This is a genomic window from Microcoleus sp. T2B6 (assembly GCF_036700475.1).
In the GTDB taxonomy this organism is placed as follows: Bacteria; Cyanobacteriota; Cyanobacteriia; order Cyanobacteriales; family Microcoleaceae; genus Microcoleus.
Genome location: NZ_JAUBOZ010000183.1, coordinates 1 through 7,633, shown reverse-complemented (window position 1 = coordinate 7,633; position 7,633 = coordinate 1). Strand labels below are relative to the sequence as shown.

Sequence of the window (7,633 nt, the reverse complement as noted above, 5' to 3'; positions counted from 1 at the left end):
AGTATCACGTTCCGTTCTGAAGGAGAGGTAGGAGTGGTAACGCTCCTATCGACTCTAACTCCGTTGACCGTCAGGTTCGTTCACGCGGGCAAATCTGCAAAACTGCTAACATTTACCAGCGCTAAATCGGGACAAGTCCGTTTGATCAAACCTGTGAGAACTTTGCCGGGGCCAATTTCCACTACGCGATCGATTCCTTGTTGCGGCAATTGCAGGGAAATTTCTCGCCACCGCACGCCTTTAGTCATCTGCTGGGTCAACCGCTGCTTTAAAGTGGCTGCGCTGGTAGTGGCTGACGGTTCTGCGTTCGAGAGCACCAGCATTTTAGCATCGGAAAACCTGGCAGACTTTAAGGCTAGTTGAAACTCTGCTGCCACTGATGCCATCAGGGGAGAGTGAAAGGCACCGGAAACATTCAATTTAACGGCGCGTTTGACTTTGATTTTGGCAAGCAAATCTTCTACTGCTGCAGGCGTTCCAGAAATCACGACTTGTGCTTCGCTGTTGTCGTTAGCCAGCACCACGTCTCGGCTGTATTGAATTTGCAATTCTAGTTCCTGCCTGTCGAACCCGATCAAAGCCACCATTTGCCCGCCGGAAGCAGTGTCCATAAGTTCGGCGCGGCGTTTGACTAAGCGCAATCCGGTTTCAAAGTCAAAGACGCCTGCTGCGTAGAGGGCAACGTATTCTCCTAAACTGTGACCGGCAACTACCGCTGGTCGATCGCTTTTCTCTCGCACTAAGTCGGCCAAAATACTTTCTACTACGAACAAGCAAGGCTGAGTGTAGAGAGTCCGAGATAGTTTTGCTTCTTCTTTTTGGCAAACTTCCGGGACAGACCAGCCTAAAATTTCTTTAGCGAGCTCAAATTTGGCTTTGGCTGTTGGCAAGTTTAATAAGTCTGCACCCATCCCGATCGCCTGGGAACCTTGTCCGGGAAATACCCATGCTGTTTTAGTCATTTTTCCGGTAATCTGCTAATTGGTGGTTGCTAATTGGTGATTGCAAAAATTCTTTCTTTCCCGCTTCTAAGTTCGCTCGCTGGTATCCGCTATCTTTCGGTTAACGAACTATCTACTCGCGACTCATAATTATAACATCTAACTGCGATTTTTACCAGGTTTATTTTTTTTTGCTACTTTAATCTGATTAATAGGGGTAGCACAATTTTCAAGCTTCAAGCCGGGGAAAGTCGATCGAAGAATAGAGGATTTTCAATCTCAGGGCGGACTTGTCAAGAACTCCTGTCCCGAGGGAGTACGGCTGCGCCCCTTGCCCTATGTATGGCTTGTTAAAGGATTTGTATTATGCAGCGGTCGCACTCCCCACAATCATTAGCCAAAGTTTAAAGCCGCAAAACATTATACCAGTTCCCAAAAATAATGAAACTGCTTTAGCAGCTCCAAACCCATAGTTCCTCAGTAATTCCCCATCGAAAATCGAAAATCGAAAATCGAAAATGGTATTACCTTCCCCATTGAAAAATCGCCGCCCCCCAAGTCAAACCTGCACCGAAACCAGCAGCAGCAATAGTATCGCCCGCTTTAACTTTACCCAGACGCACGGCTTCGTCTAAGGCAAGGGGAATTGAAGCCGCTGAGGTATTGCCGTAATTTGCCAAATTGCTAATTACTTTTTCGGGGGGAATCTTTAGCCTTTGGGCAACTGCATCGAGAATCCGCTGATTGGCTTGATGCAACAGCAGCCAGTCAATTTCAGCAGCGCTAATATTTGCCCGAAACATAGCTTTTTCAATGACTTCCGGCACTTTTCTCACGGCAAAGCGATAGATTTCTTGACCGTTCATTGTGATGGGTTCAAATCCGCCAATTCCGACGCTAACGCCCTCAATTAATTCTTTTGACTCGGCTTTGTAAGCCAAATTTAGAGACGAATTTTGTGTGCCGTCGCTGCGAATTTCAAATCCCAAAAAGGAATCGACTTCTGAAGCTTGCAATACCACCGCACCTGCACCGTCTCCAAATAGAATGCAAGTACCCCGATCCGACCAATTCACCCAGCGAGACAAAATATCGGCTCCGATTAGCAAAACATTTTGATACACCCCTGTCCGAATGAACTGCGAGGCTGTCACTAAACCAAAAATAAAGCCCGAACAAGCTGCTGTCAAATCAAAAGCCACAGCTTTTGTCGCGCCCAACTGATATTGAATTTTACTGGCAGTGCCAAACAAATCGTCAGGACTGGAAGTCGCCAAAATAATTAAATCAATGTCAGTCGGCGAAATTCCTGCCATTGCGATCGCCTGAAGCGATGCCTGTGACGCTAAATCGCACAAAGAAGTGCGATCGTCCGCCAGCCTGCGCGCTCGAATGCCCGTCCGCGCCCCAATCCACTCATCAGAAGTTTCTACTATCTGACTCAAACCGTTATTATCCAGCGAAACCTGCGGTGTACAAGAACCGCTACCCGTGACGGCAATGCCGAACCCTGATTGCTGCAACATTCCTCTCCATTTACTCGCTGTTCCATCTAGAAATTAAAAATTAAAAACTACCAATTAAAATTATTTTTTAAACTTCTGAAATTACTTTTTTTTAAGCAAAACAGTTGGTTTAAGCTGACATTTTTAATTTTACATTTTTAATTTTTAATTCCTACTTACTGCCTCTAATTCACAGCTTCTTGTTCCAGAGCGCTTTGGTTATTGGACGATCGAATTCGCTCCAGCACTTGGTTGTCAACAGCCTCCTTCGCCAAACGAATGGCATTGAAAATTGAAGCAGCTTGAGACGAACCGTGGCTGATAATGCAAACTCCAGCAACGCCCAACAGCAAACCGCCGCCGTGTTCAACGTGGTCTACCCGCTGCTTGAATCCTTGCAAGCTTTTTTGCAGCATAGGGTCGTTAATTTGATGTTGAAGTCCTTTGACCAACTCTTCCTTAAGCACCTGGACTACGACTTCGCCCACTGCTTCCGCAAACTTCAACAACACGTTACCGACAAACCCGTCGCAGACAATCACGTCGAACTTCCCAGACAGCACGTCGCGACCTTCGGCATTGCCCACAAAAGGAATGTTCGGGTTGTCCACCAATAACTGGTGAGTTCGCACGGCTGCGTCGTTGCCTTTAGAAGGTTCTTCGCCAATGTTGAGCAGGCCGATTTTAGGTTCGGCGACGCCCAGCACGCACTGGCTGTAAATAGTTCCCATAAGAGCGAACTGCTCCAAAAATTTGGGGCGGCAGTCCACATTAGCGCCGACATCGAGAATGAGTACAGCGCTGCCCGGTATCATTGTCGGCAAAACCGCACCGATCGCAGGGCGATCAATTCCGGGGAGCCGGCCCAACCTGAGCAGGGCAGCAGCCATTGCCGCGCCGGAGTGACCGGCGGACACCACAGCATCAGCTTGCTGCTGCTTTACCAAGTTCATCGCTACGTTAATCGAAGCGTTGGGCTTGCGTTTGAGGGCACTCAAAGGTTCTTCGTGCATTTCGATCGCTCCTTCAGAAGGAACGATTTCTAGCTGACCTGTAGAGACGCGGCCGATCGCGTCTTGTTGCCGGAGCGAGTCTTCTATTTGCTGCGGGTCGCCCACGAGCAAAATCTCTACGCCTAATTCTTCTTGTGCCTTAAGCGCTCCAGCTACAACTTCGGCGGGGGCATGATCCCCACCCATAGCGTCTATTGCAATTCTTGCGCGTGTCGATCCCATTGACCAATGTTTGAGAAACACTAAAAATTCTACCAGGAAGTCAGGAGCGTGAATCCACAAGTCTGAATAAAGAACTAAAATCGGCTCGCTAGGGCGATCGGACAATTCTCATTTCCGACTACTCTGATAGAACTTGTTTTGTCACTACTTTACTATTTTTGGCTGCAAATTGAAAAAATCAATGCAATAGTTTACATGACTTTAGGAGTAAAAAATGCTGGATTTATTTAGCTCAGGGATGATATCTCTGTGGCTCGACATGGCTGGGGTAGGCAGTGCCGCGCCTAATGCTGCGTCCGTGCTGGCTTGGCGGGGAGGGATACCCGGGTTAGTGGTGGCCGAAGATTTGGCTTTTGGGGGAATAAATGCGGCAAATCCAGACTTGCCTGCTGAAGCGACGGTACGGGAATATTTGAAACAGTTGAAAGACAAAAACCTGATTGATGGAAATCAGGGAATTTGGGTGCAAGCGGGAATGGTGCCACTGGTAAGTCAGCAGGGGAAGACGCTGATGCCTGGGGCTTCGCTGACTAAGATTGCAACTTCTCTGGCATCGCTGGAGACTTGGGGCCCTGATTATCAGTTTGAAACGCGGTTCCGGGGAACTGGGCCGATTAGGAATGGGGTGTTGCAGGGAGATTTGGTGGTCAGCGGCGGGGGCGATCCGCTGTTTGTGTGGGAGGAGGCGATCGCCGTTGGCAATGCTCTCAATCAAATGGGTATCGAGCGCGTGGCGGGAAATTTGGTGGTGACAGGGAATTTCCGCATGAATTATCAGTCCGATCCTTTGGTGGCGGGGGAGATACTGCGGCAAGCTCTTGAGGGTAGCAATTGGCCTGCGGACGTGGTGGCAATGTATTCTAAGATGGCTCCAGGAACTAGAAAGCCGCAAGTAACGGTGGCCGGCAGGGTCATTGCTGAGAAATTTGTGACTTCGGGGCGTTTGCTGCTGAAGCGCCGATCGCTCCCTTTAGCCGAAATTCTCAAGCAGATGAACGTCCACAGCGACAATGAAATGGCTCAGATGCTGGCAGACGATTTGGGCGGGGCAAAAATAGTGCAGCAGCAAGCGACTTGGGCCGCGGGGGTGCCGGAGGAGGAACTTCAATTAGTTAACGGTTCGGGATTGGGAGTGGAAAATCGGATGTCTCCGAGGGCGGCTTGTGGGATGATGCAGGCGATCGCCCGCAACCTTCAGACTACTGGGCTGACGATTGCTGACTTGTTTCCGGTGTCCGGGCGCGATAAAGGCACTGTGGAACATCGGCACATTCCGCGATCGGCTGTGGTGAAAACTGGTACTTTGGACACGGTGATTGCTTTGGCTGGAGCTATACCCACGCGCGATCGGGGTTTAGTTTGGTTTGCAATTATTAATCGCGGCACCGATTGGGACTCTTTGAGAGCGCAGCAAGATATATTTTTGCAAAAATTGGTGCAGCAATGGGGAACTGCATCGATTTTACCAGTAGCAATTACACCGCACATTGACGGCGCCAGACCTGCCTTGGGGGCAGCAAATCGTAGCGATATTTTGGTCGGAGGTTAAGAAATAGGGGTTGAGTTGGGGTTCGAGGAAGGAGCACTGACAAAATAGCTTAGAATTGGAACAAGACTATTGTGCAAGAAGATGATCAAACTGCGATTGAAGAGATACGGGAAAAAACGCGAGACCAGCTACCGGATTGTAGCGATGAACAGTTCTACTCGCCGCGACGGCCGTCCCCTAGAAGAGCTCGGCTATTACAACCCCAGAAATAACGAAACCAGGCTGGATGTTCCAGCGATTGTCAAGCGCCTGCAAGACGGCGCTCAGCCAACTGACACCGTGCGTGACATCCTGAGAAAAGCCCATGTATTTGAACAAGTCGGAGCCGGAGCTAACGTTGAATCCAGCACAGCAACAGTCAGCTAGTCCCAACTATGCTGGACTGGTTAAGTTTTTAATTGGGCCTTTTTTAGAGACCCCCGGCTCTTTGCGGGTTGATTGCGAACTGCACCCGCGCCAATCGCGGGTCTGGGTTAGGCTTGCTTTTGAAGATCCGGACAAAGGCCGGGTTTACGGTAGGGGTGGACGCAATATTCAGGCAATTAGGACTACGCTCGAAGCGGTGGCGCAGACGGCGGGTCAGTCCCTCTACTTAGATATATACGATGGTGAAGCGGGCGATCGTGGATCTGGCCCGCCCAGGGGCGATCGCGATCGCCCGGATCGCGACCGCCCAGATCGTGGCTCGCGGGAGCCGCGAGGCGACTTCCGACCCCGGACGCCACCTCCGTCGCCGAGTCCCTTGGCTAGCAGAACTCCGAGAGAACAACCTCGCCGTACTAACACACCTACGTTTAGAACGAGCAGAAATACTCCCGGTTATTAACCAGGGCTGTTTCATTCTCGGTAGGGGCCGTGCCCCCGTGCCGGCCCTCTTGGTCTGATCTGCTGATCGAATCCTCTAGGTCGGGGGTAGGCACGGGGAGTAGGGGTAGCACTACAAGAGTCAAAATTCATGTTTTTGGTGAGAATGAAACAGCCCTGCGGTTATTAACTAACTGCAGAGCCAAGAAAGAATTTTAGATTTTAGATTGCCTGTTGTAGACTTTGTATTACAAGCTCCGTTTGGTTTGAAATTGCCGGTTTTGCGATCGGAAACAAATGTAAAATTTAAAATTTCAAATGTCAGCGGCATCAGGTTAATCTAAGATCTAAAATTTCAAATCTAAAATCTAAAATTGCCTGACTTAATAGAAGGGAGATTTGATTTGTGCCTCAAGCACCAAACTCATTTGGGAGCTAAATCTAAAAGACGCCTTAGATACTAGGTAAAACCTAGTAACGGGCGTCTTTTTGTTCGCAAATAGTGACGGGTTGAACGTTTAGTTGTTAACTTTTAATTGCTTATTTGGAGGAGATTATGTTGGCATGAATGAAAAACTAACAATAGAGTTACCGAGCACTCAAAGTGCAATGTCGCTGGCCGGTAATCAAGAAGAAAACCTGAAAATGATCTCTAAGCAAACCGGTGCTACCCTGGTAATGCGAGGGCAAGAACTGCTGATTTCTGGCACAAAAAGTCAAGTAGAATTGTGTCATAAATTAGTGCGATCGCTCTCCGACTATTGGAAATCCGGCAAAAATATTACCGGAGTTGAAATCCAGACGGCGCGCCAAGCTTTGGATAGCAACCGCCAAGGCGATTTACAAGACTTGCAGCGAGACGTTCTCGCCAGAACCCGTCGCGGCGAAGAAATTAGAGCCAAAACCTTCAAGCAGCGGCAATACGTCCAAGCAGTACGCACGCACGACCTGACATTTTGCATTGGCCCCGCTGGTACTGGCAAAACATTTCTAGCAGCTATTTTCGCCGTGCAAGCGCTGTTGAGCAAGCAGTACGAACGGCTAATTTTAACAAGGCCAGCCGTGGAAGCTGGCGAAAAATTAGGGTTTTTGCCGGGAGATTTGCAGCAAAAAGTCGATCCATATTTGCGCCCGCTTTACGACGCCCTGCAAGAAATGATCGACCCTGAAAAAATGGCCGATTTAATGGAAAGAGGCTTGATCGAAGTAGCTCCTTTAGCTTATATGCGGGGGCGCACTCTCAGCAATGCTTTCGTAATTTTGGACGAAGCTCAAAATACGACGCCGGCTCAGATGAAAATGGTGTTGACTCGTCTGGGCTTTCGATCGAGAATGGTAGTAACGGGGGATATCACTCAAACAGATTTGCCGCCAAACCAACAGTCGGGATTGTCAGTCGCCCAAAACATTCTACGCAACGTTGAGGGCATTGCGTTCTGCGAATTCTCTCAGGCGGATGTGGTGCGACATCCTCTAGTGCAGCGGATTGTCGCTGCTTACGAACTGCACGAAACATAGTCAGTAGTCATTAGTCATTAGTCATTAGTCATTAGTCATTAGTCATTAGTCATTAGTCATTAGTCATTAGTCATTAGTCAT

At 49.0% G+C, this 7,633-nt stretch carries 7 protein-coding genes; 4 read left to right on the top strand and 3 right to left on the bottom strand.

Annotation, left to right across the window (positions count from 1 at the left end; all coding sequences use genetic code 11):
• Positions 1 to 80 precede the first annotated feature (80 nt).
• The 3 genes from fabD to plsX all read right to left on the bottom strand — a co-directional run bounded on the left by fabD (position 81) and on the right by plsX (position 3,681).
• Entirely contained in the window at positions 81 to 962 is an 882-nt protein-coding gene (gene fabD, locus QUA00_RS35620; protein WP_015175203.1) for an ACP S-malonyltransferase, read from the bottom strand.
• Positions 963 to 1,465: 503 nt separating this feature from the next.
• Entirely contained in the window at positions 1,466 to 2,467 is a 1,002-nt protein-coding gene (locus QUA00_RS35615) for a beta-ketoacyl-ACP synthase III (protein ID WP_333413249.1), read from the bottom strand.
• A gap of 164 nt (positions 2,468 to 2,631) precedes the next feature.
• Entirely contained in the window at positions 2,632 to 3,681 is a 1,050-nt protein-coding gene (plsX, locus tag QUA00_RS35610; RefSeq protein WP_333314400.1) for a phosphate acyltransferase PlsX, read from the bottom strand.
• A 214-nt stretch (positions 3,682 to 3,895) separates the two neighbouring features.
• Between plsX and QUA00_RS35605 the strand changes: the two genes are divergently transcribed.
• The 4 genes from QUA00_RS35605 (at position 3,896) to QUA00_RS35590 (ending at position 7,552) form a co-directional block, all read left to right on the top strand.
• Positions 3,896 to 5,230, top strand: a complete 1,335-nt coding sequence (locus QUA00_RS35605) for a D-alanyl-D-alanine carboxypeptidase (protein WP_333413247.1) — start codon at positions 3,896 to 3,898, stop codon at positions 5,228 to 5,230.
• Between the two features lie 81 nt (positions 5,231 to 5,311).
• Entirely contained in the window at positions 5,312 to 5,596 is a 285-nt protein-coding gene (rpsP, locus tag QUA00_RS35600; protein ID WP_333085027.1) for a 30S ribosomal protein S16, read from the top strand.
• Positions 5,568 to 6,056 carry a KH domain-containing protein gene (locus QUA00_RS35595; RefSeq protein WP_333085049.1) on the top strand — a complete coding sequence of 163 codons (489 nt, stop codon included), beginning with the start codon at positions 5,568 to 5,570 and terminating at the stop codon, positions 6,054 to 6,056. The genes rpsP and QUA00_RS35595 overlap by 29 nt, the downstream gene beginning before the upstream one ends.
• 542 nt (positions 6,057 to 6,598) lie before the next feature.
• Positions 6,599 to 7,552 (top strand): PhoH family protein, encoded by a 954-nt coding sequence (locus QUA00_RS35590; RefSeq protein WP_333057402.1) that lies wholly within the window; start codon positions 6,599 to 6,601, stop codon positions 7,550 to 7,552.
• Positions 7,553 to 7,633 lie beyond the last annotated feature (81 nt).